Genomic DNA, 26,930 nt, shown 5'->3' with positions numbered 1-26,930 from the left:
CAGGCCTATAAACATGGCTTCCCCTAAACTTGAAGTGGATTCGAAACCTCCTCCAGTCACGTTCTATAATTCTCCGGGAAAGTTCATTTTTCCTACCGTTTGGAAAACAGTCGGCAGGCTTTTATCATCGTTCTCGCAAACCTTTGTTTTGATCCGTGCAGATCGCTCTCGGGGCGGACCGGCGGAGGAACGGGTTTAGAATTAATGTGGCGTTAACCTTTTGTTTGAACAGGATTAACAGTTGTCCCTTATCTTGATACCAATAAGTAAATAGACAGGGTGGAGCCTTGGAGAGACCTGATCTGCCGCGGAAGCTTGGAAAGCCGCGTGGACTTGGGTCTCTTTTTTGTTCGCTTCGCAGCCTCCGGGCGCCGCCCATGCCGGAGGATCGGGCAATCTCTGCATTTTTTTAGATCCTTATCTTTTCTTTATGTCGGCCAATTCGGCGCAAAGAAGTGAAAGAAGTGTCAATACCGCCCCGTCCCTGTCGCTGCTATACTCCTAAACGAACGTTCAAAGCGAGGTGATATGTTGAAAAGACAAATTCGCAGAAATTGGGATCTGTACGTGCTGCTGCTGCCGGTCGTCGCCTTTTTTATCGTTTTCGAATACGTCCCCATGTACGGCGTGCAGATCGCCTTCAAAAACTTTATCGCCACGAAGGGCATCTGGGGAAGCCCCTGGGTCGGGTTGCACCATTTCGAAAGGTTTTTCGAAAGCTACTATTTTTGGCGGCTCATTAAAAATACGCTGGGGATCGGCTTGTATCAGCTTCTCGTGGGTTTCCCGGCGCCGATCCTGCTCGCGCTCCTCATTAACGAGGTGCGTTCGCGCAAGTTCAGCCGGTTCGTTCAGACGGTAACGTACGCGCCGCATTTTTTATCGACCGTCGTCCTGGTCGGCTTGCTCCTGATTTTTCTCTCGCCGGAATCGGGGCTGGTCAATCTCGTCATCACCTGGCTTGGGGGCGAACCGATCCGCTTCATGACGGAGCCGAGCTGGTTCAAGAGCGTGTACGTGCTGTCGGGCGTCTGGCAGCAGATGGGCTGGAGTTCCATCATTTATCTCGCCGCCCTGACCGCTATCGACCCGCAGCTTCACGAGGCCGCCCGGGTCGACGGCGCCAGCCGTTGGCAGCGGATATGGCATATCAACTTGCCCGGCATCATGCCGACGATTACCATCCTGCTTATTCTGAACATGGGCTCGCTCCTGAGCGTCGGCTTCGAGAAGGTATACCTGATGCAAAATTCGCTTAATATGACGGCCTCGGACGTCATCTCGACGCATGTGTACCGCAAAGGGATCGTCGACGGGCAATACAGCTATTCGGCGGCCGTCGGACTGTTCAACAACGTCATCAATTTCATTCTTCTGATCGTCGTCAATCGCGTCGCCCGAAAGATGAACGACACCAGCTTATGGTAGGAGGAGCTGATTTGCATGGTTAATCAAAGTTTAGGCGACAAGCTGTTCGGCTGGGTCGTATACGCCCTTCTGGCGCTTATTTGCGTCATCGTGCTGTACCCGCTCATTTTCGTGCTCGTCGCGTCATTCAGCAGCCCCGGGGCGGTCATGCGCGGCGAAGTGTGGCTTTGGCCCAAAGACATGACCTGGATCGGGTACAAAAAAATTTTTCAAAACGCCGAAATTTTGACCGGTTATGCGAACACGCTGCTGTACACGGTGATCGGGACGGCCATCAATTTGCTGTTGTCGATCGCGGCGGCGTATCCGCTGTCCCGCAAAGACCTGTACGGCCGCAATGTCATCTCCGGGATGATGGTGCTGACGATGTTTTTCAGCGGCGGCATGGTGCCGACGTACCTGCTGATCAAAGACCTCGGGATGCTAAACTCGATGTGGGCCCTGATCCTGCCCGGCGCAATATCCGTTTACAACGTCCTGATCATGCGGACGTTTTTCCAGAACGGCATCCCGCAGGAGATGCAGGAGGCCGCGGCCATGGACGGCTGCTCCAATATCGGAACGCTGGTCCGGATCGTGCTGCCCCTGTCGATGCCGATCATCGCGGTCATGATTTTGTTCTATAGCGTCGGCCACTGGAACGCCTATTTCAGCGCGCTGATGTACTTGACCGACCGCGAGAAATACCCGCTGCAGCTCATCTTGCGGGAAATCCTGATCCAGGAGCAGATGCAGGAGATGCAAGGCGTCGGCGACAACGTGCTGGCCGAAACCGTCATGCAAAGCGAAGCCATCAAATACGCCGTCGTTATCGTGGCCAATCTGCCGGTGCTTCTGCTATATCCGTTCCTGCAAAAATATTTCGCCAAAGGCGTCATGATCGGGGCGGTCAAAGGATAGCGCAAGCGTCCCGAAGGCTTCTCAGGTTGACTGACACTCATTAGGCGATATATAAAACCAATTCATGAGGAGGCATATGTTATGCGCAAAAAGAGATGGACCGCTGCAGCACTGGCCTTGGCCTTGGCCGCCGGCTTGCTGTCGGCCTGCAGCAACGGGGGAAGCGGAGAGGAAGGGAAAGCCGATCCGAAACCGGGCAAGGAAGCGGGGGCGAATGTGAACGCAACCGGAATGCCGATCGTTAAGGAACCGATTTCGCTGACGTTCTTTACGGGCAAAGCGCCGACCAACGGCAACAAGTTCGAAGAAACGCTCGTCTGGAAGGAATACGCAAAGATGACGAACATTAACGTGACGTTCCAGCTCGTGCCCTTCGAGAATTTGACCGAGAAGCGCAATCTGGCTTTAGCCGGCGGCGATTATCCGGATGCATTCTACTCGGCCCGGGTTCCCGCATCCGATCTGATGAAATACGGGGCGCAAGGGACCTTCGTCAAGCTGAACGATCTCATCGATCAATACGCGCCCAATTTCAAAAAGCTCCTCGAAACATATCCGGACTTGAAACGAGGGTTGACGATGCCCGACGGCAACATTTATTCGTTCCCTTCCCTCTACAGCCCGGACTTCCTGCCGATGCTGATCGGCACCCCGCTCTGGGTGAAGCAGGAATGGCTCGACAAGCTGAATATGAAGGAGCCGGAGACCACCGAGGAGCTTTACCAGTATTTGAAGAAAGTGAAAGAAACCGACCTGAACGGCAACGGTAAGGCCGATGAAATTCCTTACGCGGGGGAAGGCATCAACCCGCTGATCGAGCAGCTGCGCGGCGCTTGGGGATTCGGCGACCGCGGCCTCGGGCACAAATTCGTCGACGTCGATCCTGCGACGGGCAAGCTCCGCTTCTTCCGCATCGATCCCAAATATAAAGAGGTCATCGATTATGTGCGAAGGTTGTATGCCGAAGGATTGATCGATCCGGAAATTTTCACGATCAAGACGGCCGCGCTGTATGCCAAGGGGCAGGAAGGCGTTTTGGGTGCCACGATCAACCCGAACCCGAAAACCCAGATGAACCAGGACGGGTATACCGGTCTGGGCGCGCTGAAAGGACCGCACGGCGATCAGATGTACTCGCACATCAAAGTGCCCGCCGTCTGGCCCGGCGCCTTCGTCATCACCGACAAGAACAAGCATCCCGAAGCGACGGTGCGCTGGATCGATCATTTTTACGGCGACGAAGGGGCGACCTTCTATTTCATGGGCATCGAAGGGCAGACGTACCGCAAGGCGGCGGACGGCAAGCTGGAATACGTCGAGGAGATCACGAACAATCCGGACGGGCTGACGATGGATCAGGCGTTGGCCAAATATATTACATGGCTCGGCGGCAGTTATCCGGGTTACGTGCAGGAAAAATATTTCAAAGGCTCGGAGTCCCTTCCGGAATCCATCGCCGTCGGCAAGAAAGCAGAGCCGCACCGCATCCCGGAGATCTGGAACGCCTTCAACTACACGGAAGAAGAGACGGATTTCCGCTCCACCGTCGGGTCCGACATCGAGACCTACATCGGCGAGATGGAAGCGAAGTTCATTACCGGCGCCGTGCCGATGTCCGAGTGGGATAAATACGTCGACACGGTTCGGAAGATGGGCGTGGACGAATATATGGAGATTTACAACCAGGCTTACGAACGATACAAGAACAACGGTTGACGTAGTTCACCGCGCAGGCAGCGGCCCGTCCGCACCTCCTATTTCCGGGCCCAAAGAAGAACAAAACAAAAGAAAAAAAAGCAGCTGCGCTTTTGCCCTTTAAGGCTACTTGCGCAGGCTGCTTTTTTCGCGTTCAGACGAGAACCCCTTGGATTTAATAGCTGACTTATTGCACGAGACTGGTAATCTGTTTCTTTTTCCACGACAACCAGTAATACGAATAGACCAAAATCATGCTGACGATAAATGCCGCCGGATAGCCGAGCCAAATGCCGCGAATGCCAAGGCTCGTATGGTACGACAGCACGTATGCGACAGGCACCTCGACGCACCAGATGGAAATGACGCTGAAAATCATCGGCCATAATACGACGCCGCTTGCGCGCATGGTCGCCGCGACGATCTGCACGTGACCGAAAATGAGGTAACTCCACAATGTAATGACAAGCAGCTCATGGGCGATATTCAGCGTTTCCGGGCTCGTGATGAACCAGGACAAAATGTTTTTCGAAAAAATGTAAATCGGGATCATCAGCGCCACGCCGATAATATAGTTCAGCACGATTCCCGCGCGGATGACCTCTTTCAAACGATCGTTCTGTTTCGCGCCGATCGACTGCGCCGCCAGAACCGACACCGTCATCCCGAGGCTGATCGCCGGCATCTGGACGTAGCTCACGACCTGGTTCACCGATCCGTATGCCGCGGTGGCATTGGAGCCGAAACGGTTGACGAACACGATGACCGCGATTTCGGACAAGGACACGAGGATCATGCTGACGCTGGACGGGATGCCCAAACGGAGCAGGAGCTTCAACATGTCTTTGTTCATGCCCAGATGCTTGCGTACGGAAGCGTCCAAGCGAAGCGGGCTTTTCTTCCAATACGTGTACCAAAGCAGCAGGACGAACGTAATGACGGTCGAAATCACGTTAGCGTACGCCGCGCCGTAAATGCCCAGTTTCGGCAAACCCAGCCACCCGAAAATAAGAACCGGCAGGAAAGCCAGATTCAGCACGGTGCTGACGATCAAGGAATAAAACGGCGTCTTGGAGTCGCCCGTTCCGCGCATAAACGTCGTATACACCATGTACAGGAACATGACCGGCAAGCTCCAGAACATAATGCGCGCGTAATGGATCGTGACGTCCATAATGTTGGCCGGCGTGCCGACCATGCGCAAAATATCCTCCGTAAAAATGCCGCCAACGATGGCAAGCACGATGCCAAGCAGGAACGTAAAGGTCATGGTCGTGCCGACGATCGTCTTTAACTTCTCCATATTTCCGGCGCCGTAAGCCTGACCGATCAGGATCGCGCTCCCGGAGCCGATTCCGATCACGAACGAAACCAGCAGGAAGAACAGAGGGAAAAAGGCCGATATGGCCGCGAGCGCATCCACGCCGATCCACCGACCGACCACGATCGTGCCGGCCAGCTGTCCGACGGACTGCAGCGCGTTGCTTAAGATGAGCGGAATCAGAAAAGCAATCATGGCGCGGTAGACGCCAGGTTGCGCTTGAGCATTCAATGGGGGCGCGCCTTCAGGCCTTCGGATATCATCCGCATGCCCGGCGGCCTGCTGTGAGGAACTCATATGACAACATCTCCTTTTATTAGACAAATAATTCATTGGTTTGAAATACACTTAGACATTATATTGTATCGTTTATTATTTATCAATATAGAAGCCAGGAAATTATTTTTTAAAAAATGCGTTCCCTTTCATTTTCTTCACGGTTTGTTTCTAATACATTTTTTAACCAATCGGGGTACAAAAAAGGTACGCCCCTCCGAAAATCGGAAAAGGCATACCTTTAAATAACCTTTGCAAAAAAACGATGTTCGCGTCCGGCTCACGTCTGTCACGCCGTCGGCCATGTTCCGGAACACCTTATGCATATGCATGCTTACAGCGAATCCACGATGCTGCGCGCAATCCACACGCCGGCGGCTCCCGCCTGGGCCAGACCGCGGGTAATGCCCGCGCCGTCGCCCCCGCAATACAGCCCGCTGATTTCCGTTTCCAGCGTTTCCGACAGCTTCGGCCGGGCCGAATAAAACTTCGCCTCCACGCCGTAAAACAGCGTATGCTCGGAAGCGATCCCCGGCGTCACCTGATCGAGCGCCTGCATCATTTCAATTAAACTTTTCATTGTATTGTACGGTAGGACAAGCCCCAAATCCCCTGGCACCGCTTCCTTCAGCGTCGGCTCCAGGAACCCTTCGCGGATCCGCGCTTCCGTGGAACGTCTGCCGCGCAGAATGTCCCCGTATTTCTGAACGATGATCCCGCCGCCCGACAAATCGTTGGCCCGTTTGCAAATTTCCCGCGCGTATTCGTTCGGCTTGTCGAACGGCTCCGTAAACTTATGCGAGACGAGCAAAGCGAAGTTCGTATTGCTCGACCCCAGCGCCGGGTCTTTGAAGGAATGGCCGTTGGCCGCCATCGCCCCCGTGTGGTTTTCCACCACGACATGCCCCGAAGGGTTGCTGCAGAACGTTCTGACCCTTGTTCCTACCGACGTGTTAAAGATGAACTTTCCTTCATATAGATGCTCGTTGATCTCCCGCATGACCACATCGGACGTTTCGACGCGGACGCCGACATCGACCTGATTGTTGTACATTTTCAGCCTGCGCTTTTTCAGGATCGAAGTCAGCCAACCCGAGCCGTCCCGCCCAGGCGCGATCATCACGCGGTCGGCTTCGTACGTCTCCCCGTTTTTCAGCACGATGCCGTGCACCGTATGCGTGCCGCCGTCTTTGCTCGTGACGATGTCTTCGACTTCCGCTTTGAACATCATATCGACCCGGGCTTTCAAAAATTCGTATATCGATTTCAAAATTTCCAGGTTCTGTTCGGTCCCGAGATGGCGCACCTGTGCCCGCAGCAGCTTCAAGCCCGCGGCATAACCGCGCTGCTCGATGCCCCGGATGACGTCGGTCGTCGGGTCGGTGATGTTCGTCGTTGCCCCATGCTCCAGATTCAACGCGTCCACGTAACGGATGAGCTCCATGACCTTGGAAGGAGACAAATAATCCGTCAGCCAGCCGCCGAATTCGGTCGTGATGTTGAATTTCCCGTCGCTATAAGCGCCCGCTCCGCCGAAGCCTGCCGTGATCGAACACGCGGGTACGCAGCCGGCAAACTCCTTACGGCCTCCTGCAGGCGGACAAAGCTTGATTTTGTCCTCCAGAATCGGACAGCTGCGCCGATAAATGTCATGGCCTTTATCCACCAACAGCACCTTCAAATGCGGAGCCTTCAACGCAAATTCATAACAGGCAAAAATGCCGGCCGGACCGGCTCCAACGACAATCACGTCATATTTGTTCATCTCGAACCTCCTGGAAGTATGAGTAGTCGGATTTCATTCCCTGCGGGGCATCCCCGCCCCCGGTGCCATAAGCCCGGTTCGGGAATCCGGACAAAATGTCTATAAGCGCAAAAAAATCCCCGGCGCAGGAACAGGTATGCCAAAAAGCAGTCCTGTTCGTAGCCAGAGATTTACGGTCCCTTGTAGAAACCCTCAAACCATATCAATGAGGATATACGAACAATCTCTCTATATCATCAACAACAAATATAAGTTTATCGAACAAACACGAAAGTGTCAATCAAAAACAACAAAATAATTCGTATTTATCGAGTAAAACGAGCGTGTTTATTTAGCTTATTTAATAAATCATAGTCTAAAACCGAACATTCAAGAATCACCTTCTGCTTTTGCTGTGTTTTTCGCCCTTTGCCATGCGCTTCACGGTATTGAAAAACGCGGCCGTTGGAGTTATCATGAATGCGCTTCCACAAAAAGACACCGGTATGACCCATGCCAACGCGATAAGGAGGACTTGCAAAATGATCAAAGGAATCGGGCATTTGGCTTTTGACGTGGCGGACATGGAACGCTCCCTGCATTTTTACTGCGGCGTTCTCGGCTTTAAAAAGGCGTTTTCCATCGAAGACGATCAAGGCAATCCGTGGATTGAATACATTAAAGTCGCCGACGGCCAGTTCATCGAGCTGTTTTACGGCGGCAAGCAAAAACCGGAACGGCCGGAACGCCCCGTCGGCTTTTCCCATCTGTGCCTTGAAGTCGACAGCATCGAGGAAATCGCCGACCATTTGAAACAAAACGGCGTTCCCCTTGACGTTGAGCCGCAGCAGGGGAAGGATCTCAACTGGCAGTGCTGGGCGAGGGATCCCGACGGCAACCGCATCGAATTTATGGCGATGCATCCGGATTCGCAGCAAATGAAGGCCTGAGGCAAAAATAAGAGCGCCCTTTCCTCCAATGAGGATCAGGACGCTCTGTTTATTTTATGGCGATTCCGATTCGTTTCCCGTATCTTGGATGCCGCCCAGCGAACCGTCTTCGGTGCCGCCTTCCACTGTATTTTGGGTATCCGTTGTGGACGCGCCCTCCCCGGTCACGTCCGTTTTGCCTAACTGGTCTTCCGGTATGATCACGTAAGGCACGTTATCGACCAGCACCTGGTCCACTTTGTTCAGGTCCAACTTTTTGATCAGTTTGAGCGTTACCGTGCTCGTATAAGCTTCCGGACCGCCGTCCTCCGCCGTTCCGGCTGCCCCGCTGCCGCCGGGGTTATCCCCTCCGCTTGCGGACGTGCCGGACGCATCCGTTCCTTCGGTCCCTTCCTGGCCGGATGCCGTGCCATCCGAAGCGACGGCACCTTCCGGATTTCCGGTTTCGTTGGCTGAACCGTCCGAGCCGGACGCGGAGTTTTGGCCTCCCGCCGTTCCTTCCGTACCGTTCGCACCCGAAGCCGTCCCCGTTCCATCCGCGGAACCCGCGCCTTGATCCGATGCCGTTTCTTCCGCGCATGCATGAACGAAACGCGGCGTCGGGACTTCCAAAATGATGCTTCCGTCTTTCCCCATGACAGTCACTTCATTTGCGACGAAATCGCGGCAGGAAGCCGGCTGCTTGAAGTGGAACACAAGCTGGGTCACGCGGGTTTTGTCCGCGTTTTTGATCGTTTTGGACGTCAGGACCGGCACTTCCTTCGCGGCCTCGACCGGTTCCTTCGGCTCCTCCGCCTTATTTTGGTTTTCGGTTGCCGCAACCGGCGGTTTCGCCTCGGCGTTGACCTGCTTCTCCGGCTCTTTTTTGAACCCGCCGTTGGCCTGCATGACGATCAGCATGCCCCCGATCACGACGATCATTAGCGTCAGCACCGCGCTGAGCTTGAATACTCTCGGGTTGCCCCGGAAAAACTTCACAAGCGGCGACGCCAGCTCGTATCTGGCTTTGTCGTAGACCGCTTTTAACTCCGGAGCCGCCGCGTCGAAATATTTGCGCACGTTTTCTTTGTTTTTGAACGCGGCAGCATCGTAATTTTGGAAATAATTCAAAATCGCCGTCGCATAGGCTGGAATCAAGCCGCGCGGCCGCACGAACGCCGGCTCCTTCGCGGACCATTCGATAAATTCGTAGACCGTCTCGGGATGAGGTGCATGCTTATGCAAAAATTCCATCAGCCCGTTGTAATCCACCGCCCCTGCATCCACATCGTAACAGAAGGCCAGCGTGATGCTGCCGAAACGGGATAACCCGACTTCCTTCCGCAGCCAATTTCGGGCAAGACGCTGAAGCTCGTCCCGCTCCTCCGGGGAAAGTCCTTTCAGCAGGGAAGGGTCCGGCTCCACGCTCGTAAACCAGCGGTGCGCGGCCAGCATGACCTCCGCTTTCGAACGGGTCCGGGTGTCAAACCGCGACACCCAGGAGCGGAACTCCTTCGGATTGTTCAAAAAGCCGATTTGCAGCAGCTGCTCTTTCGTGATCTTGTCGAGCTGCACGTCCTTCAGGAGGAACAGGTTCGCCGCATACATCAGCCTGTCGACGAAAAACGAGCCTCCTTCCACCAGCGAAAAACCATGCTGCGGATCCTGGTCCAGCTCGTCCAGCTGATCCAGCACCTGATTGACGGCTTTGACCGGCTCGGCTTCCTTCCGCAGCTTGTCTATCAGCTGACTTTCGGCGGTTTGGACAAAAAAGTCGTTGCTTAACACCACCGGATGCGACGTCACCCAGCGATGCAGCAGGTCCGCCACGTCCCGCGCTTTCATCGCTTTTTTCAGCCGGTTTTCGATATATGGGTTAAACATCAGCTTCGGCAGCCCCTGGCTTGCGAGCACCCGGCCGAAAAATGCCGTGCACAGGTCCGCATCGCTTTCGATCATTCCATAGATCGCGGACAGCAGATCCTTGCGGCCAAGGGTAATGGCGTTATTCAGCGCCCGGATAAAATACTCCACGATCTTCCGTTCGCTGTGTTTTTTATCCACCCGGTAATAGTCCTTGATGCATTCCAGAATTTCAAGCTCGGGCAGCTCTCCTTGTTTGACCCGGTCAAACTCCAGGTCGAAGCTGGCCAGGAACAAATCGTTCAGCCGCATCTTTGCAGGCAGGGAACCGGCCGGCTCCAATAAATCGAGCATCGCCCGAAGCACGCTGAGCCTGTTCGGCTCGTACAGCTCCAGGTTCCCTTCTTCCATTTGGAAAAGCACGGCAAGCTCGTGGTAGCTGGCGATCGCGATTTGACGGATCGGCTCCATGTCTTTGAGCATCCGGGCCGAAAAATCGTAAAACCGCTCCGCCCGTTCCGGATTACCAAGGTTATCCCAGGCAAAATCCAAATAAGGCTGGTCGTCCCAGTCCAGATCGGCGTTTAATATGCGCCCGGCCGCCAGCTCGAACAGAAAGTCCTTTTCGATGCTGCGGTCGTTCAGCCGCAAGCTTCCTTTTTCGACGAACATGATCTGGACGCCTTTTTTGCTCTGAGGCTCCCGCGCATAGGTCTGGAAGCCGAGCTGACGGCGGATGCCGTAAGGAAGGCTGGCAAAAAGCAGCGCCAAAAGCCGTTTCGCTTTTTCGGAAAGCTGCTCGATCGGCACGTCCAGCACAATGTAGACCTTTTTCTTGCCGGCCACCGAGGCCATCGCCGCAAACAGCAGCTGCTTGAACGCCTGCTCGTCGATTTTGAGTTCCTGAAGCAGCCCGAGCGCCTGCTCCCGGGTAAGATGGCCCTCATGGTCCTTGGCCGGGATGGCGGGCAGTTCCGGAAGGTCCATCCCCTGCTCGACATCGTACCGTTCGGCAAACGAAGCGTTCAGCCAGGTGCGGTAATCCGTTTCCGGCGAATCTTTGAAATCTGCGGGAATGACGTAGTTATGCGTAAAAAAGGCGCTGCGCAGCCCCGTAAAATCCGCCGGCTGGAATACGCTCCGTCCGACGATCGTATCGCCGGATTCGGTATGGATGACGTGCAGCGCATCCGGATATTCCTGTCCTTCCTTCTCGGTTCGTGCCGCAAGTTCGGCAGGGGCATCGTATTGGCAATACGGATGCAGCACCTTTTTGATATAGGCTTGATCCAGACCCGAAGAACGGGCGACGGTGTCAAATCCTTCGTTATCGCGGAAAATGCCCCGACGCTCGCGCGTATACATTTGCTGCTGCACTACATTCGGGGGTAACATCATGCGTCGACTCTCCCCTCTATGTAATTCAGCTTATACATCAGCCAGATAAACGGCTCATCCACGCGGATCGGGCTGACGACGGACTGCATTTTTTGGTTGACCGGGTTGCTGCCAAGCGCCGATACCGCAAAATACGCCGTGTTGGAAAAATAAACGTCCATCGTGCCTTTGAACGGGCGGTCCACCTTTTCGATGAAGCGGCGGATCTCGCCGTCGATATTTTCGAATTCGGTCAAATTGAGCGCCTTGCGGTGCACCATGTTGTGGAACACGTTGCTGTTCGATTTGATATACTCGCCGTCTTCGTCCTTCAAGGAGTGGAGCATATCGCTTTTGGTCAGCACCACGGCGGTCGGAATGTCGGTTTTCCCCTTATCCTCGTAAGCGATAAAGTCGCCGAACAACGTCAGCACCACGTCGCGCGGCTCGTCGTACTGCGGCACCCACTCTCCCGGCTCGTCTCCCATTTGGATGCGGATTTTATCGCGGATGGAGCGGATTTGCAGCGGATCGACCATAAACAGGATGCCCGCCGAATTTTTGATATGCTGGCCGTGCAGGCCAAGATAATCCTCGTCGACCATCCCTTCGCCCGCCACGTCGAAAAACACCAGCGTCAGCGGCGGTTTGCTCTCGTCCTTGAACACGAATTGGAAAATGAACGGCTCCTGCATTTTTTCCTTCTGGGTCGATGCCAGCAAATCCCCGCGTTCAAACAGCGGTTCCTCGTACATCGTCCGGAATTTGCGGCTGATTTCAGCATTCAGCGGCATGCATGCCGCGTTGAAGTGGTCGGCCGTCGAATGCTGCAGCGTATGGATCAGCGACGTCATGTAGACGGATTTGCCGACCTGGGAAGCGCCGATAATGGAAATGATGTTGCTCGGCACCTTGCCCGACGTGACCGGTAGCTCGTTATGGCATTTCGGGCACAGGCGGCGGCGCGTCACTACCCCGTAGCGGTCATTCAGGCCGACCAGCACGTGATCGGAATAAATATGGCGTTCCTCGGGAATGTCGCTTGGCCGCAAAATGGCTTCCATGTCATACACCGAGTCCAAGCCGAAGCGCTCGCGGTACCGGTTCAGCACCTCGTCCTCCTGCAGCGCGTAATCCTCGTCGTCCTCCCGGCTGTGGGCTGCACGGAAGACGACCTCGTCCGGCGCGAATTTGCTGAAGCAATACGGACACACAATATCGTAAAAAAGCGGCCTAGGCTCGGCGATCGGTTTCTTTTTGAACATATTGAAAATGCCCATTGGTTTCCCTCTTCCCCCTTTGGCTGGTGGGTTGCCGCACGGCAGCCCTGCTGCCTGCGCGTATCGATCATCATATCAAAAGTGACGAAATAGTTCATTATGAAGCTTTTTATGGAATGATTCGTTTATGTTATTAAAACTTCACTCTATAAATAAGGCTAATATGACTTTATGCCGAGCATTGCGCAGCGGGCCGACGCGATGGACGGAATCGAGCTGCCGATCACGGCGTCCTATCGATTCGTCTCTCGCGACCTTTTGCGTTCGTCTTATGCGTCTTCCTACTACATTATACTTCGTAAAGCAAGAAACTTCTCGTTTGAGTGCGCGATCCCTATAAAATTCTTCCCCCGGCGGGCGCCCACGCGAAGATCAAGCTGATTCGCTCCTGCCAATCAGCTTACACCTTCCTCCCGAAACACCAAGCGGAATGTAAATTGCCCGGAGAGTTTACGGGCCTCCTTTGAAGCCGTGTTATGTTCTCGCTTCAACGGAGCAGGCGAGGCAATCTCTTCACTCCTCCGAATTAGCTCACACTTTCCTCCCGAAACACCAAGCGGAATGTAAATTGCCCGGAGAGTTTACGGGCCTCCTTTGAAGTCGTGTTATGTCCTCATAGTCTATTCCGATAACACGACTTCAACAGAGGCCGGAGGGAATTTACATGGAGCGCCCAATTTACGATTCCGGCACCAACTCATACATCTGCCCATATTTCTTCCCGTCGGTGAAAAACAGCCGCACGTAATCGTTTTTGCCGACCTCGATCACCGGCAGTACGTTTACGCCGGCTTCGAAATCCGCCACGAAAGGGTACAGCGTGCCGTCGTCTTTATTCGCCGGATAACCGCCGGTCTTTTTGACGTAACAAAGCGCTTCTTTCGGGATCGGAATCTCGGTGGTTACCTTGATTTGCACCGACTTGTATTTTTGCAGCCAACCGCCCTTGTGGCGGATGGAAAACCACACCTTTGCTCTGCCCGTGCTGAATTCCTTCCGGTTCTGGCCGTCATGCTGGCGGATCAGCGCCGGGCCCTCCTCCGTTTCGGTGGCGGCATAAATCGTATACACGACCTTTCCGACCCCGTCGATCCGGTCATGGTAGCCGTTCGCCGCTTTATATTCATTCCGGGTGTACAGCTTCAGCCTGCTCATGTTCGGCCGGCGGGCATCCGGCATCGGCTCTTCCCCCGCCATGCTGCGCTCGATATAGACCGCCTTGATATCCTCCGGCCAACGCCAGCGGAGCGTGCAGCGGTCTCCATCCAGCTGATGGGTCACGCCGCGAATGAGCATGGAGCTGATATCCGCATCGATGAACCTCATCCTGTTTTCTCCTCCCGTTTAAAATCCTCTGCTGTTGCTGTTGGGGTTCCGGCCGGCAAATCCGTTCCGCGAACGCCCTGCTTGGCCTGGACGATGCAGGCCCGCTTCGATCTTTCCGTTCTCTTTGACCGGCACGATCGCCGTAAATACCGCAAGTACGCCGGCGAGCACGAGGCAGGCCAAAAGCCGGATGATGCTGTCTTTCCAGTCTTCGCCCGTCAATCCGAATTCCAGCAGCAATCCCGCCAGCAGCCCGGAAACCGTGCCTCCGGCGCCAAAGCTGCGGGCGAGATAGCGGTTATCGAAGATCAGCCCGAGCGCAATGCCGATGCCGGCGCCGATCAATGCGAGGAAAACCACGCGGGCGATCAAGTAAAGGGTGCTGTTCTCCTGCGGTCCGGTCCGCTCGGTAAGCAGCGTGCGCTCGCCTGCATCCCGGTATATTTTTTGGAACACCGGCGACAAATCGCCGGCATTTTGCACATCGTAATACTGTCCGCCCGTTTCCTGCGCGATCGCCTTCAGCAGATCGGAACCTTGCGGATCCATCAGTCTCAGCCCGATCGTGTTCACTTGGACTTGCTTTTGCTTATAAGGAGCAAGGGCCGAATTCAAGTCTACCTCGCTCGCGCCGTCGGAAAGCAGGACGACCATCGTCCCCCGCCCTGCATTGCCTTCATCCTCAATCTGCTTCATCGCGTCCGACAAAGCCAGGCCGATGTCCGTGCCGCCGTCCGTCGCTTCCAGCGCGTCGATTTTGGCCGTCACTTCGTCCTTGGCAGCCTGGTTTTTCATTTTCGCAAACGGCTGCAGCAGCGTCGTCTGGTCGTTAAACACCAGCACCGCGACCCTGTTGCCGCCGTCCATCCGGTCGATCATGTTTTTGGCGGCGGCGTATCGTTCGTTGTCCGGATCCGTCTGCGTCATGCTGCCCGAGTTGTCGATCACCAGCGCGATGTCCTTCACCGGCTTCGTTCCCCCGCCGTTGATCTCGTACACGAATTCGAGAGCCAGCGACAGGACGAATATCATCACAAGCGTGGCCGGCACCAGCAGCTTCCACGACGTCCCCGCATAACGCTGCTTCCAGGAGGGGCCGTTCAGCCGCGGCGACATGACTTCGGCGATCAGGCAGCCCAGCCCGATACATAAGGCAAGCACGCCAAAATAGAGTCCGACCGCCACGATCCGGGGCCAGTCTTTTCCCCACGTATTCAGCATGATCTCCGCGATGATGTAGCCGACGGCACCGCCAAGCAGGCTGAACAGCAGCAGGAGCAGATTCAATTTTCGCTGCATATCCATCTTCCTTTCCTTTAAGGCCAAACGAAAGTTCGGCGACCGATTGAAAACGGGGCTATTTCAGCTCCGGCAGCCGTTCGGCGTCGATCCCATGGAATTCGTAGCCGTTCTGAACGTAGGTTTCGTAATAAACTTTTCCGTTGCGGTAATACATCAGATCCTCAAGGTGAAATCCGCCCATCAGGTTCAATTTCTCGACGCCGCTGCTGCGTTTCTCATGCACGACGCCCAGCTTGTAGATCCGGGAGGTCTCGTCGGCTGCGGCCGCATACCGGATAAATTCGCTTTCGGCATCCCCGAAAAAGTATTTTTCCTCGTAGCGGTGCTCTTGCGTGTATTCGAGCAGGCGCAGGTTGATGACGGCGTGCTCCTCCAACGTCCGGTACAGCCTTTTGAACAGCTCTTCCTTCGAAAGGACCTGCCGGTTGCCATACTCCGCCGTTACGTTCGCCCGGTTCAAAAGCTCCTCCTCGAAGGTCTGATCGAACGCTTCCGATTCCAACAGCTCTCTTCTGCACACATCGATCAGCCGCATCAACATCCGTTCCCTGCCTTCATCCAAAAGCTCGGCGAAACTTCCCATATACCGCTCCTCGAAAAAAACGCCTTCGCCGCGCCGCGACTCCAGCTCGCGCATCAGCTCTTCGGTGACCACGCCGTAATATTCCATGACGTTCTGGCCGATGTAATCGTCGGCTTCCCGGATGCTTGCGCGGGCCGCATGCAGCAGCGTCTCCTCGACCTCCGTAAGCTCCAGCGCCTTTTGCTTATATTCCGCGTGGATTCGGGCCAATTCCGTTTCGTAACGCCGATACAGCTTCAGCTCGGTCTCGATCCGCAGCAGCTCCAGCTTCCGCCGGTACACCGTCTCGAAGAAAAAACGGATGAAGCTTCGGACGTTATGCTTCTCCATCAGCGGCCGTTTCGGGAACGGCTGGTTTTCGACCCGCTCCTCATAGTAACTTGCAAGCTCCGCTTTTTCGGCTTCCCAATGTCCCGCCAAATCGCGGATGCGGCTCCGTACCGCCTCCAGCACGCTGCCGCCGTTTTTTTCGTCCGTCCATAACGCGATCCCGAAAATCCCCACGGCCGACTGCTCGCGCAAACGGCGGCGGATCCGTTCCCCCAGCCCTTCGCCGGCTTGAAGCTGCTTTAAGCGCAGCTCGGTCTCCTGCACGTAGTTGCTCCGGAAATAAGCCTCGCAGCCGCCGCCGAACAGCGCCTCTTCCGCGTCGCGGAGCGTCATGCGCTTTAGCGAGCCGTAGCTGACCGGGTGCGTCATCATGCCGGTCATCTCGGCGATTTTGCCGCCGTCCGGGACGATTCTTTCCGCTTGCTCCGATATGGCCGCCGGGTCGAGGCCGAAAAAGGACATTTTTTCTTTGAATCCCCATTCCGGCACGTTTTTCATCCGGCTGAGCAAACCGCCGTAAAAATGGTACAGCACGGCCAGCGCAATCGACTCGTTGGGACGTTTAACGCGGGAAAAACCTGCCGAAACGTATCCCTGGCGGCCGGATTCGGTCATGACGTTGTTTTTGAAGGAGGTGTTGTTATACCCTCCGGCATTCATGTCGAAATGGCTTTCCTTTTGCTTCCGGTTTTTGAGCAGGCTCACATGGCAAATGATTTCGTAGTTGTCCTGCATGCCGTGGGCGGCGGTAATGCCGCGTTCGTTTTTGTCCGAAAGCACGTAGACGAGATCAAACAGCGGGGCCGGCCGGTGCGTGACCGGGATGGACAGGCCGTCCTCCGTCACGTGCAGCTTTGCCGAAAAGCTGTAGTCGGGGCTCTGCATCACTTCCAGTTCCCGGAGAAAAGCCACCCCGGCCGAGCTGCCGTACCCGAACGATTCCATCTGGTCCCGCTCGCTGATCAGGACGTACAAATCCATCTGCACCGATTTGAAGGACTGGGCGAAGATGGACTGCGCCAGCAGGGAAACTTCCGGTATGAACACATTAAGCGGGTCGTCGACCCGCGTAATGACAGAAAGATGAATGCGGTCGAATGACGAATACAGCCGCCCGTAGTCCGCTATGTTGTAGCTGAGCTGCCGCAGCGCCCGGTTCAGGGCGTACAGCTGCTCCTCGTCCCGGTAAAAGGAACGGTACAGCTCTTTGCGGAGCGTTTTGGGATCCTGTCCGGCAGGTCCGGCGTCGATCGCAAACCGGCTGACCCGCAGCTCGGCGCCGCCGGAAATTCCGGTTTTCCCCGAGGCCGGTGAGCCCGCCCCCGGATTCCCGGACGCGGACCGGCTTGCGTGTCCCGAATGCGGCCCTCCCGGCCCGCGGCCGGTTCCGACATGAAAATACATGACGCCGGCGCTGTTATCCCATTTTTTATGATTGATGCGCATCATCGGCTCGATGGCCTCGGCCGATTTATCCCCAATGAACAGAAACACGGCCGGGTAGTGGATGCTGCTCTGGTCATCCCCTTTGCCCGACAGCTTATCCTGATCGGCGGCATAACCTGCGGCGAACCGTTCCAATACCCGCTCCATCATGATTTCAACCTTCTGCGGATATCGTTTAATTTGGAAGCGACCTGCTTGTAGAACTGATAGCGTTCTTCCCCGTCGGCCAGCTCCACCTTCTCGTATTCCAGACGCTCGCGCGCGTCGAGGAATACCCCGAACAGATCATCCATCTTGACGAGCAGCCCTGAAATGTCCTCGGAAGCCGTCAGCTCTTGATCGCGGCGGGAGGATTTGCGCAGCAGCGTGCTCCGGCTTCGCTCATCCAGCCCGCGGAAATGCTTGTAAACCTCGTATTCCACATAATTGACGCTTTTCATCAGGTTCGCGAACGGCTCCCACGCTTCCTCTTCCGGATCGCGGTCATAGACGTACAGCGCCCCTTTTTTGCAGATCGTGCCGGTATACATCGCTTCGATAAACTGGTCGAGCCATTTTTCCTCGTCCTGGTTTTTGTTGATGACGGCCTCCAGTTCTTTCAGCTTGGATTGAATCGCCTCATATTTCGCCAATTCCGCCCGAACGCGCGCAATCTGCTCCGGCGAGCGGATCAGGTTCTCCTTCGCCAGCTCTTCGTTGATGCTGCCGAAAATATCCTTGACGTTTTCCTGCTCCAGCCCGTCTTCAAGCAGCCGCTTCAGTTCGGTGGCGGCACGCTTCACTTCGCCGAGATTCGGCTTGGCCGCGCCAAGCTGCATGTCGTAAGCGCGAAGGAGCTGATCCAGATCAAACGGCTTCGTATAGACCACCGCGAAGCGGTTGCTCGTGTTTTGGTCGACGCCTTTTTCCACGATGATTTTGTACCCAAGAGCCCGGCCGAATTCCGCCCGGACGCGGGCGTTATAGCTTTGAACCCGCGGATTGACGTAGGTTTCGCCCCATGATTTTTCCGGGATCGGGGACGGCAGGTACGTCCAATTGGCGCGGTCGGTTTGCACCAGATGGCGACCGATGCCCTCTTTGTCGAGGATGGTTCGTTCGTAGCTTTCCTCGTATACCTTCAGCGGCGTATACACGAACAGCGGCACGCCGTTTTTCGTGTTCAGCCAGAAAATCCGGTTTTTCACTTCGCTTTCCTTCACCGTGAAATTCGATTTGCCGATCGAGTTGCTCTGGTAGTTGCGAATTCCTTTCAGGATGCTCGGCGCCTGCACCGGCACCGACACGAAGCCCCAGGAAGGGAAATACAAGTTGCCCGCGCTGTTGCTCAAATGGAAAACCGGCACGGCCTCCTCGTCCAGCTTGCTGGCGATTTTGCGCTCGACGAATTTTTCGATGGATTCCTCCTGCCCGAACTTCATCACCAGGAAATCCTCCATCGACTTCGTGATCAGATCCCCGAATTTTTCCGTCAGGAAGTCGGAAATGGAGCTGACGATATCGATTTCCTGCTCTTTGATCCACCGGTCGGAATGCTCCAGCAGCTCTTGGGTGAAATCGCGGATCAGATCCTCGACGTCCTTCTGCTCCATCATCCGGTTGATGACCTTGGAGATGTCCGGCACGCTGACGATATTCCAGTAGTACGTTTTGTTGCCTTTATGATCCAGCTGCTCTTCGCCGTTTAGGAGAATGTCCCCGTTTTTGGCGAAAATGGCGTTCAGGGCGTTCAAAATTTCGGTATAGACGTTATAAATGCGGTTGTTTTCCTGGTTCAATAGCTCATACAGATCCTCGTAAAACTCGATCATCTGCTCGGTGCGCTCGACGTCCGCCATCAGCCAGTACTCGTTGATTTTCGCTTCGATGTAGACGTTTTTCTTTTTCTCCTTGGAGACAAAAGCGCTTTTCGCATCGCCCAGCCGTTCGTTCGCCTGCTCCCTGGCCGCCTCGATGTCGCGCGGAATGCGGGTCAAATTCTCCCGCAGCGTCTCGATGTAGGACAGCAGCATCTTCAGGAGGCAGAATCCCTTCTCCGTGTACAGCAGGCGCGATACGTAAAACGGGCCTTGCTGCGGATGCAGGAAGATGCGGCGCACCTGGTCGCTGAACTGCTGCACGATTTCGCCGGGCAGCTGTTTTTTCGCTTTGATGTATTCTTCGCGGGCACGGGCCAGGAACGTCTGCTCCAGCTCGGTATCCATATTGATGACCTGGTTTTTCACGACGTTCGTATAGCTCAGGCGTTCGCTGTTCTGGTAACCCGGCAGCGGCTCGGGCACGCGGGATTCGAACGTTTTGACCATCGTGTCGAGGTCGATGCCCAGCTTACGCGCGAACTTCTCCACGTCCTCCTGGCTCGGCGCCTTTTCGAACATCGATTCCATTTTGCCGAAGAGGCGGTACGCCAGGTATGTCGTCATTTCCTCGATCGGCAGCACCGCGGACGATGCGCCGATAATGTTGTAATCGTAGTTGGCCGGATACATCTTGTTCATCTGCGCGATGTTGGTCCGGATGTTGCTGATGTAGTCGTGGATCGCGAATTCTTCGCCGGACTGCTTTTCTTCGCTGGCCATGAAGTTCGTGATGTTCTCGGCGGTGACGTTCATGCAGTAATCGTACGCGTTTTCCAGCAGCTTGCCTTCGGTGTTCGTCGCGGAAATGAGATGGCACAGGTTAAACGGCGGCAGCGGCGAGTTGACGGTCAAAATGTTGCCGTACTGCTGCTTGAAGCGTTCGCCGCGGGCGTCGACGTTCATCCAGTAGTCGAGCTCCTTCAAGGCGGCGTAGCCGTTTTTCTTGATGTATTCCCGCGTATGCTCGCTCAGGCTTTTGTTCGACAGGTTCACGTCAGGCGTAAACAGGTAGCCGAGCGTGTTGACGCGGTCGATCCCCGCGGAGCCGTAATCGCGTTCGATAATGCCGCGCACGATGTAGGCGATGTCCAGGAAGCAGCCGCTGCCCGTTCCGCCGGAGAGCCCCGTCAGCAGGAACACCATCAGCTTTTTGCTGGTGCCGACGGAGAGCGTTTTGATCTTTTTGTCGATGGCTTGAACCACCTGGTTGATTTTCGTGAACAACAGCAGGCGTCCCGCCTGGCGCACGCCGGCAGCGCCGTTCATGCCGTCGGTGATGCTGAGCTCCGGGGACAGCCAATCCGTGATGTACGGCTCCAAAATGCTGCGGTTCTGCAGCAGCCCGCCGATTTCGGCGTTGGAAAGCAGGACGAATTCGTTGATCGAATCGAGTCCCACCCCTTTATAGCGTTTGTTCCGGTCCTGTTCGTTCGTTTCGAAAGCCAAAAACTCCACGTTGGACGGCTTCTCCATTTTTTTCTTGGACAGCGGATCCTCCGGCAGCTTGAAGCGGCGGTTGATCTGGTATTTCAGGCGCAATAGCGCGTCGATCCCCGTGCCTCCAAGGCCAATAATGAGAATCGGATTGTCGATCGTATCGACCCGGATTTTCTCGCTGACGATTCCTCCGCCAAGCGATACGTCAAGCTGCTGGATGTGTTCTCTAACTACCGGTTTCATCTTTTCCCCTCCTGAGTGCTTCTCAAGGTTCGTCTATTGTTGCTTGCGTTTCATTCGTTCAACATCACACCAAATATTCGATCAAAATCGTCTTATCCACCTGCGGCAGCGATATGCTGAGACGGTCGCCGCTTTTCAGCTCGGTACCCTGCGCGGCGTTCACCGCGCGCCCCGATTTCTCGACGGTGCAGGCGGAGTTGTTTTTCAGCACAAGCCGGTCGTTTTTGCCCGGCATAAACATGACTTTTTCCGTTTCCTTCAGTTCCGGCGCAAGCTGGAGCAGCTGATGCAAATTGAATTTGCCCTTAAAGGCGGTCAGCTTTTTGTATTGCGGATACGTTTTTTCGCCGGTGTTTTCGTCGCGGATCTCCACGACCATCTGCCCGACGAATCCTTTATTCGCTTTCCGGACCGCGCCCATGACGAAGTAGGCGGCAGCGGCCAGCACGGTCAGGACGGCGATGCCTATCACTACGGGCCACACCGGAAATGGTTTCTTGTCTGCCTTGTCCGCGCCCGGGGCCCCGCCGCTTCCGGCGCCGGCGGCTTTGGCGCTGATGGTCACCGGCTTCGATTCCCGGTAAAAGCTTTTGTCCTCGGCGCGAACCTTCAGTTCGTATTGATGTTTCGCCTCCACCTTGTAGGAACCTTCGAAATGGTCGCCTTGATTGGCAAGCTCCACCTCTTTCGTATCCCCGGTATCGAGATCCTTGACAAGAAGTTTGGCGGTCATGTCCTTATAAAGCCCGTTATTGTTCAGCTTTTGTCCGTTGCTGACGAGGTAGGCGTTGATGTCGACCGTATCGCCTTTTTTGACGGAGGCCGATTTCAGCGGCTCCATGGCCAGCTCAAGATCGTAGTTGAAAATGAGGTTGATGTCGATTTTATCCTTGGGAATGCCCTTGACCCGCAGCTTCCAATCGCCCTGCTCCGGTTTGAGGAGCTTGATCAGGGAATACGTCTTCGATGTGGAGCGCTGCACGTTTGCCGATGGAACCGGCACGTCTTTCCCCGACGGATCGGATAATTGGACGTCCACCGGCTTGCCGGACATCAGGGAGATGTTCGCTTCCAGGACGTTCGCGTTCGGCACGTTGACGACGACTTCCTGATAGCTGCCGTTTGCCGTGATCGAACTGACCGGCACGATTTTCAGCTTTTGGTGGCTGGCAAAAATTTCGCTCAAAATCTGCGGCAGATCGTCGGCCGAACTGGTCGAAAAAGACTTGCCCCCGGTCTGGTCCGAGAGCTTGGAAAGCGCGTCTTTGTTCAGCTTGCCGTCCGCATTGAGGCCGATCGTATAAATCGGGATGCCGCCGGCCTTTGCCTCTTGCACCGATTGGTTCAGCTCCTGGTCGGACTGCGCCTGCGTGCGTCCCGATTTCGGGTCGAGCGCGTTGTTGCCGTCCGCCAGCACGACGATCATCGGCTCATGGCCCGGTTCGGCGCCCTGCTTCAGCACCTTGACCGCTTCCTTCACCCCGACGGATATATCCGTATAGGCGCCGCGGTCGATTTGGTCGATGAATTGCTTCAAGTCGTTTTTGTCGGCATCCGATTGGATCGTAAGCAGCGCTTTTTCCCGCTGGATCTTGTCGGTATAGGAGACGATCCCCACCTTGTCCCCTTGCGCCTGGAGCATGTCGATGAACATCTTCATCGCTTCGCCGCTGACCTCGTTCGGATCGCTTGTTTTCATCGAGTTGCTTGCATCAAGGACCAGCACCGCATCGATATGGGAAGACGGCTGCGCGGCGGCGGCCGAAACCCCGGGGCTCCAAACCGGCAGCATGACCAGCAAACCTACCAGCAGAAGACAGAGTGCTATTTTATTTTTATGAAGCATAGACTTTCGATACTCCTTCTCTAGTGAATTGTGGGATTTCATAAGCCTTCCTTCTACTTTAGGAAAAAAGTCTTAAAAAATGCTTAAGAAACGATAAAATTACGTAATAAACGAAATCCCCGGTTTTCCAAATCTAGCAGCGAAAGCCGCCATAAGGCGACTAAAAACTCCCAATACTTTTATAATATGATATAATTAAAGCCGGCAAAGTTCAATGAGAGCAGCCGCTGCGCTGCGTATAGGACTTAAGTCTCGCAAACAATTGAACTCATCGTTTTTGAACCCCGAAAGGAGTGCGGATTATGATTGCATACGGATGCCTCGGCATTTTGTTTCTTTTTATCGTCATCCAAATCGCCGTGTATTTCCATCGACAAAAGAAAGCTCCTACGCCCGAGGATATCGATGAAACGCTCCTGGAAATCGCCAACCCGCGGGGGGATCGCGCATGATGGCCAAGAAAAAGCCGCTGATCCTACGCCCTTATCATAAGACGAGATATGCCTACGAAAAGTTAAGAATTTGCAAACATTGCCGTTTTTTTACGGTGCTATGGGAAGACCGATGCGCAAATTGCGGCCGGGAAGCGCTGATTCCGGTCATGCAGCAGGCTCGCATCCAAGCCAAACGTTCCATGCAAAACGAGCGTCTGATCGCCCTGCTCATCACCCTTGCGGCCGTGCTATTCAGCCAAACCCTCCTGCAGATCATCCTCTGCCTGGCGGGCGGCATCCTGCTGACGGGCCTGCTTTGGTGGTTTCAGCGGAAAATGATCGAGCCCGAAACCCGGAGGCAGCTCGAAAGGCTGCTGCGAAGCAGCCAACGCCGGATCATCGAAGGCATTTATACGAATTTGACGACGGCTTCGGCCGCCATTAAAGACGATGAGCAGCTCGGCTACGAAATTTTGCGGGAAATGGCGACGATCGTACATAATGACCGGATCCGCTTGCAGCAAATCATGCTCCTTCAGTCGTTTGCGCTCCGCAAAGACATGGATCTGACGCTCGAACCGCTTATGATCAGCGATTTCGAACCCGCCCTGGCTGAATACATCGGCGAGCTGGCCAAAATCAAACGCGCACTGATCAAACATCAAGCCATCCGGTACGTGCTGCGGTACGAACGCGAAATCCTCGATATGAAGAACGGCGTCCGAATCATGGCGCTTGTCGCCGGCGCGGCCGTCCGGATGAAAACCTACGTGGATGCGTACCCGGATTTTATTCTTCGTTACGTCCGCCATCTTCCGAAAGACCGGTTTCTTCGCTTATACCGGCTGGTACGGCGCAATCCCGATCAAACGTGGAACGGCCTTCGCAACGAGGTGTCGGCCCTCTATAACGAAAAATACCGTTGGGACCCCGAATTCCAGAACTGGGATTAGAGCATGTGTCCAAATTCTATTAAAGGGGCCGTTATTATATGACGATAAAACCGCCGCAAACCCTGCGCAATTTTTGGATTCGTCCGCAAAACGCCGCAAAATAAAGCCCGGTTATATTTGAAAAAGGCCCGCTCAAAATGGAGCAGGCCTTTTCGGGTTTATCATATGGTTAAAAATATGAAATATTTAGGGGATGAACAAAGCAGCTTGGGGCAAGGCTATTCCAAATTTACGATCGGAATCTGCTGCTTTTGCAAATATTTAATCAGTTGCGGGAGGAGACGGACCGTTTTTTCGGATTCATGCAGAAGGATGACCGATCCCCCCGCCTGGGCATGCTCAATGTAATTGAGAACGTGCTGCGGGCTGTTTTTGCTTTTCCAATCTTCCGGATCGCGGTTCCACAACACGATTTTCATGTTGGCGCCTTCCGCCGCTTTTCGGGTATGCCCGTTCATGGAGCCGTAGGGTGGCCTGAATAGCGCGACAGGCTTTGAGGTAATGTCCTTGATGAGCTTGTTTGTCTGCAAAATTTCCGCCTGCTGCCGCTCCGCGGGCAACTTCTGCAGATTGGCATGCGTCATGGAGTGGTTGCCGATCGCAAAGCCATGGTCGGAAGCGTATTTTACCGCTTCGGGAAACTTTCGGACCTGGGTTCCGACGAAAAAAAACGTCCCCCCGGCGTTGTAACGCTCCAGAATATCGACGATCTCTTTGGTGTATTTGGAAGGGCCGTCATCAAAGGTGATCGCGACGGACTCCTTCGAAATGCCGAAATTGACCGGCTTATCCAAGCTGACCGCTGCCGGCGCCTGAAATTGCGGCTTGAGCGGGACGGGCGGCTCGGAAGCTGCGGGAATGGCAGCGGCGGCAGCGGCCGTTTTTACCCAGGATTCCCTTTCGGTTTGCGCGGTCAAACGTTCCCCCTGCGCGGATTTGTCCTCCGCGGCAACGCCTTCCGCCAGGGCCGTCCCGTCTGTATTGGCCAGTGCCTTTTCATCCATGAGTGAAGATTTGGAAAAAGAGAAATAAAATAAAAGAATAAGGACCAGCAAAGCGGCGCCCACGCTTGCGATTTTTCCGGCATTCACTGCAGCCTTGGCAGGTTTCGGATCGGGCTCGGGTTCGGAATCGATACCGCTGCTATTACTCAAGTCAAGACTTGGAGCGATGAAAGAGGCTCCCTCCAATTCGCCGGCATCGCCGATCCGCTTCAGCACGGCAAGCTGTTCCGCAAACGTCTCTGAACAAGCGAATTTCACTTTCCGCACGGCGTTTCTGCCGTACCTGGTAATTTGGCCGTACCGTTGTTGATCCAGAGAGCTGCGTTCGCTCGCAAAAGACAGCCTGAATTTCATATCGGCGTCCTCGGCTTCCGTCAACACTTGGCGAATCCGCGGTCCCGTAAAGGAGTCTACTTTCCAAACCATCGCGGTCGTCTGATCGCAGACGAAGTCCACCTGCATCAAAAAATCGCCGGATTCCCGCTCTTCAATGGACCGGATCTCAAGCCACTTCGTCAAATAGGGTTGCTGCATGGTAAACCTCCCGTTGCCGTTATTCCGTTGGAGGGGTCAGCGAGAAATTCATGCGTGCGGTAAAATCGGAAATGGTCTGCAGCAGATGGTTTTTCTCTTCCAGCACCTTTTGGTATTGGCTTTCCACCTTCTGGTTTTCGCTCTCCAGATCCCGGATTTTTTCGTCGAGTTCCTTTGTTTTTCTCACGCTTTCATGCTGGTATTGGCTGAACTCCTCGTTGAGTTTCGCGTATTTGTTCCGTTCCTTTTCCAGCTGGTACTTCAAATTTTCCATGCCGGAGCTTGCGGAGTTTTGGTATTCTTTATAGTCTTCAAGCAGCTGGTCGTAGCTCATTTGTTTTTGCGTCAGCTTGTCCTCGAGGTTCCGGAACTCCTTTTCCTTTTCGAGAATCGCGTGTTCTTTTTTGCTCAGCTCGTTTTTCAGTCGATTGATGGTATCATAAGCGTTTTGCAGCTGCTCTTCGTGGTCTTTCAATCTGAACGCGGTCAGCTGGCGGTCATTCAGCATGTTTTCGACGGCAACGATGAGGTCCAAAGCCGCTTTGTCCTGGTCCAGCAGCGAAAGTTCCGCGTCGGACGAAGCCGGGACGGCAGGTTCAGCCTCGTTTTCGGTTATTGCCTGAATTTCGGCCGCCGCAGTCTCGGATGCGGTTTCAGAGCGGGCGGTCAAAAGATTTTTCAGCCAGCCTCTAGTTTTCATATTCGGATTCGGTTTGCCGTTCATGATACATATCTCCTCGATATCAAATTAACCTGTCGAAATGCTTGCCATTTGACGTACATTCGAAAAATGCTACATTCTATTAATATCGGAATATGA

17 protein-coding genes and 1 riboswitch are annotated in these 26,930 nt (G+C 54.7%); of the genes, 6 read left to right on the top strand and 11 right to left on the bottom strand.

Annotated features, from left to right (window positions below):
- Positions 1-528 precede the first annotated feature (528 nt).
- From NYE48_RS02065 to NYE48_RS02055, 3 genes are all read left to right on the top strand, one after another.
- On the top strand, positions 529-1,428 hold the full coding sequence (locus NYE48_RS02065) for an ABC transporter permease (RefSeq protein WP_081992337.1): 900 nt from the start codon (positions 529-531) through the stop codon (positions 1,426-1,428).
- Positions 1,429-1,443: 15 nt separating this feature from the next.
- Positions 1,444-2,328: a carbohydrate ABC transporter permease gene (locus NYE48_RS02060; RefSeq protein ID WP_340996580.1), complete on the top strand. Its 885-nt coding sequence runs from the start codon at positions 1,444-1,446 to the stop codon at positions 2,326-2,328.
- Between the two features lie 81 nt (positions 2,329-2,409).
- Positions 2,410-4,044 carry an extracellular solute-binding protein gene (locus tag NYE48_RS02055; RefSeq protein ID WP_340996579.1) on the top strand — a complete coding sequence of 545 codons (1,635 nt, stop codon included), beginning with the start codon at positions 2,410-2,412 and terminating at the stop codon, positions 4,042-4,044.
- Positions 4,045-4,210: 166 nt separating this feature from the next.
- Here NYE48_RS02055 and NYE48_RS02050 read toward each other — a convergent pair whose 3' ends face one another.
- Together NYE48_RS02050 and NYE48_RS02045 are read right to left on the bottom strand one after the other, a co-directional pair.
- Complete coding sequence (locus NYE48_RS02050) at positions 4,211-5,539, bottom strand: MATE family efflux transporter (RefSeq protein ID WP_246536749.1); 1,329 nt, start codon at positions 5,537-5,539, stop codon at positions 4,211-4,213.
- A gap of 415 nt (positions 5,540-5,954) precedes the next feature.
- On the bottom strand, positions 5,955-7,385 hold the full coding sequence (locus tag NYE48_RS02045) for an NAD(P)/FAD-dependent oxidoreductase (protein WP_340996578.1): 1,431 nt from the start codon (positions 7,383-7,385) through the stop codon (positions 5,955-5,957).
- Between the two features lie 139 nt (positions 7,386-7,524).
- A riboswitch (purine riboswitch) is annotated at positions 7,525-7,624 on the bottom strand.
- A 282-nt stretch (positions 7,625-7,906) separates the two neighbouring features.
- On the opposite strand from NYE48_RS02045, the gene NYE48_RS02040 reads away from it, so the two are divergent.
- Positions 7,907-8,314, top strand: a complete 408-nt coding sequence (locus NYE48_RS02040) for a VOC family protein (protein WP_340996576.1) — start codon at positions 7,907-7,909, stop codon at positions 8,312-8,314.
- A 54-nt stretch (positions 8,315-8,368) separates the two neighbouring features.
- Here NYE48_RS02040 and NYE48_RS02035 read toward each other — a convergent pair whose 3' ends face one another.
- From NYE48_RS02035 to NYE48_RS02005, 7 genes are all read right to left on the bottom strand, one after another.
- The gene (locus tag NYE48_RS02035; RefSeq protein ID WP_052146961.1) at positions 8,369-11,554 is read right to left on the bottom strand and encodes a GAP1-N2 domain-containing protein; all 3,186 of its coding nucleotides are present in this window, start codon (positions 11,552-11,554) and stop codon (positions 8,369-8,371) included.
- Complete coding sequence (locus tag NYE48_RS02030; protein WP_212948614.1) at positions 11,551-12,813, bottom strand: hypothetical protein; 1,263 nt, start codon at positions 12,811-12,813, stop codon at positions 11,551-11,553. Before NYE48_RS02030 ends, NYE48_RS02035 begins: the two co-directional genes overlap by 4 nt.
- A 678-nt stretch (positions 12,814-13,491) precedes the next feature.
- The gene (locus NYE48_RS02025) at positions 13,492-14,139 is read right to left on the bottom strand and encodes a hypothetical protein (RefSeq protein ID WP_036709555.1); all 648 of its coding nucleotides are present in this window, start codon (positions 14,137-14,139) and stop codon (positions 13,492-13,494) included.
- Between the two features lie 18 nt (positions 14,140-14,157).
- Positions 14,158-15,438, bottom strand: coding sequence for a vWA domain-containing protein (locus NYE48_RS02020; RefSeq protein WP_340996575.1), 1,281 nt, complete (start codon positions 15,436-15,438; stop codon positions 14,158-14,160).
- Between the two features lie 58 nt (positions 15,439-15,496).
- Positions 15,497-17,947, bottom strand: a complete 2,451-nt coding sequence (locus tag NYE48_RS02015; RefSeq protein ID WP_341000586.1) for a transcription initiation factor TFIID — start codon at positions 17,945-17,947, stop codon at positions 15,497-15,499.
- Positions 17,947-21,339, bottom strand: a complete 3,393-nt coding sequence (locus NYE48_RS02010; RefSeq protein WP_340996573.1) for a tubulin-like doman-containing protein — start codon at positions 21,337-21,339, stop codon at positions 17,947-17,949. The genes NYE48_RS02015 and NYE48_RS02010 overlap by 1 nt, the downstream gene beginning before the upstream one ends.
- A gap of 64 nt (positions 21,340-21,403) precedes the next feature.
- Complete coding sequence (locus tag NYE48_RS02005; protein ID WP_340996572.1) at positions 21,404-23,185, bottom strand: vWA domain-containing protein; 1,782 nt, start codon at positions 23,183-23,185, stop codon at positions 21,404-21,406.
- 302 nt (positions 23,186-23,487) lie between these two features.
- Here NYE48_RS02005 and NYE48_RS02000 point away from each other — a divergent pair, with 302 nt between their 5' ends.
- A complete protein-coding gene (locus NYE48_RS02000) occupies positions 23,488-23,637 on the top strand; it encodes a hypothetical protein (protein ID WP_340996570.1) in 150 nt (49 codons plus the stop codon).
- Positions 23,634-24,572: a hypothetical protein gene (locus tag NYE48_RS01995; RefSeq protein WP_340996569.1), complete on the top strand. Its 939-nt coding sequence runs from the start codon at positions 23,634-23,636 to the stop codon at positions 24,570-24,572. Before NYE48_RS02000 ends, NYE48_RS01995 begins: the two co-directional genes overlap by 4 nt.
- A 218-nt stretch (positions 24,573-24,790) precedes the next feature.
- On the opposite strand, the gene NYE48_RS01990 is transcribed toward NYE48_RS01995, so the two are convergent.
- Positions 24,791-26,110 (bottom strand): polysaccharide deacetylase family protein, encoded by a 1,320-nt coding sequence (locus NYE48_RS01990; RefSeq protein ID WP_340996568.1) that lies wholly within the window; start codon positions 26,108-26,110, stop codon positions 24,791-24,793.
- A gap of 19 nt (positions 26,111-26,129) precedes the next feature.
- On the bottom strand, positions 26,130-26,834 hold the full coding sequence (locus tag NYE48_RS01985; RefSeq protein WP_052146960.1) for a hypothetical protein: 705 nt from the start codon (positions 26,832-26,834) through the stop codon (positions 26,130-26,132).
- Positions 26,835-26,930 lie beyond the last annotated feature (96 nt).

It is taken from the genome of Paenibacillus sp. FSL M7-1455, assembly GCF_038004655.1.
Classification (GTDB): Bacteria; Bacillota; Bacilli; order Paenibacillales; family Paenibacillaceae; genus Paenibacillus_AQ; species Paenibacillus_AQ cookii.
This window is presented reverse-complemented; position numbering and strand designations above follow the sequence as displayed.

Bases quoted from the DNA above. Each gene is read 5' to 3' on its own strand.
- NYE48_RS02065 (WP_081992337.1), top strand. From the start codon at position 529: ATGTTGAAAAGACAAATTCGCAGAAATTGGGATCTGTACGTGCTGCTG.
- NYE48_RS02060 (WP_340996580.1), top strand. From the start codon at position 1,444: ATGGTTAATCAAAGTTTAGGCGACAAGCTGTTCGGCTGGGTCGTATAC.
- NYE48_RS02055 (WP_340996579.1), top strand. From the start codon at position 2,410: ATGCGCAAAAAGAGATGGACCGCTGCAGCACTGGCCTTGGCCTTGGCC.
- NYE48_RS02050 (WP_246536749.1), bottom strand. From the start codon at position 5,539: ATGATTGCTTTTCTGATTCCGCTCATCTTAAGCAACGCGCTGCAGTCC.
- NYE48_RS02045 (WP_340996578.1), bottom strand. From the start codon at position 7,385: ATGAACAAATATGACGTGATTGTCGTTGGAGCCGGTCCGGCCGGCATT.
- NYE48_RS02040 (WP_340996576.1), top strand. From the start codon at position 7,907: ATGATCAAAGGAATCGGGCATTTGGCTTTTGACGTGGCGGACATGGAA.
- NYE48_RS02035 (WP_052146961.1), bottom strand. From the start codon at position 11,554: ATGATGTTACCCCCGAATGTAGTGCAGCAGCAAATGTATACGCGCGAG.
- NYE48_RS02030 (WP_212948614.1), bottom strand. From the start codon at position 12,813: ATGGGCATTTTCAATATGTTCAAAAAGAAACCGATCGCCGAGCCTAGG.
- NYE48_RS02025 (WP_036709555.1), bottom strand. From the start codon at position 14,139: ATGAGGTTCATCGATGCGGATATCAGCTCCATGCTCATTCGCGGCGTG.
- NYE48_RS02020 (WP_340996575.1), bottom strand. From the start codon at position 15,438: ATGCAGCGAAAATTGAATCTGCTCCTGCTGCTGTTCAGCCTGCTTGGC.
- NYE48_RS02015 (WP_341000586.1), bottom strand. From the start codon at position 17,947: ATGGAGCGGGTATTGGAACGGTTCGCCGCAGGTTATGCCGCCGATCAG.
- NYE48_RS02010 (WP_340996573.1), bottom strand. From the start codon at position 21,339: ATGAAACCGGTAGTTAGAGAACACATCCAGCAGCTTGACGTATCGCTT.
- NYE48_RS02005 (WP_340996572.1), bottom strand. From the start codon at position 23,185: ATGCTTCATAAAAATAAAATAGCACTCTGTCTTCTGCTGGTAGGTTTG.
- NYE48_RS02000 (WP_340996570.1), top strand. From the start codon at position 23,488: ATGATTGCATACGGATGCCTCGGCATTTTGTTTCTTTTTATCGTCATC.
- NYE48_RS01995 (WP_340996569.1), top strand. From the start codon at position 23,634: ATGATGGCCAAGAAAAAGCCGCTGATCCTACGCCCTTATCATAAGACG.
- NYE48_RS01990 (WP_340996568.1), bottom strand. From the start codon at position 26,110: ATGCAGCAACCCTATTTGACGAAGTGGCTTGAGATCCGGTCCATTGAA.
- NYE48_RS01985 (WP_052146960.1), bottom strand. From the start codon at position 26,834: ATGAACGGCAAACCGAATCCGAATATGAAAACTAGAGGCTGGCTGAAA.